Raw genomic sequence first — 953 nt, 5'->3', positions numbered from 1 at the left:
CCTATGCCTGTTGATACGCTGGTGGCTCTGTATCTGGATCGCAGTCTGGAAATGGTCATCAGCATACTGGCGGTGCTGAAAGCCGGCGGGGCTTATGTCCCGATATCTCCGCAATATCCGCCTGAGCGCATCCGGTTTATTTTGCAAGATACAGCATCACCTTGTGTTGTGACCCAAAAACACTATCTGGCAACACTGGGGGAATATACCCAGACACAGGCTCAGTCGCCGGCGTTGATAGCGGCGGATGATCAGGCCGTGCCAGAAAATCCGCCGACAGAAAATCCGGCGCCTGTGAATACAGCGACGGATCTGGCTTATGTCATCTATACGTCGGGCACGACCGGGCAGCCAAAAGGCGTATTGCAGACACATCATAATGTGGTGCGTTTATTTGCGGCCACTCAGGGAGATTATCAGTTTGACCAACATGATACCTGGGTGCTCTATCATGCTTATACCTTTGATTTCAGTGTCTGGGAATTATGGGGCGCATTACTGTATGGCGGGCGTCTGATTATTCCAACAACAGAGCACACGAAAGATTTCAGCAGATTCAGCCGCCTCTGTTCTGATCAGAAAGTTACCGTATTAAATCAGACGCCGGGGGCATTTTATGCCTTTATTGACGCATCCTTGACCAGGGAGGCTGAATTTCCCCATCTTCGCTACGTGATTTTCGGCGGAGATAAACTGAACCCGGTTCAATTAAAACCCTGGTGGAACCGTTACGGCGATCACTCTCCGGCCCTGATTAATATGTATGGGATCACTGAAACAACCGTACATGTTACTTTCAGGAAATTAACCCAGGACGACGCGATAACCGCATCCAATATTGGCCGGCCGTTAAATGACATGTATGCCTATGTGTTGAATCAGGCCGGGCAGCCTGTGCCTATTGGTGCTCCCGGAGAGTTATACATCGGCGGAGCCGGGCTGGCGCGGGGGTA

At 51.1% G+C, this 953-nt stretch carries 1 protein-coding gene; it reads left to right on the top strand.

From position 1 onward, the window contains the following. Positions 1-953 (top strand): AMP-binding protein (locus tag AAC147_RS11295; RefSeq protein ID WP_047686650.1); only part of this gene is annotated, 953 nt, incomplete at both ends.

It is taken from the genome of Xenorhabdus sp. NBAII XenSa04, from assembly GCF_963866145.1.
Classification (GTDB): domain Bacteria; phylum Pseudomonadota; class Gammaproteobacteria; order Enterobacterales; family Enterobacteriaceae; genus Xenorhabdus; species Xenorhabdus indica.
The sequence above is the reverse complement of the archived record's forward strand: the minus strand, read 5'-3'. Positions and strand labels throughout refer to the sequence as shown.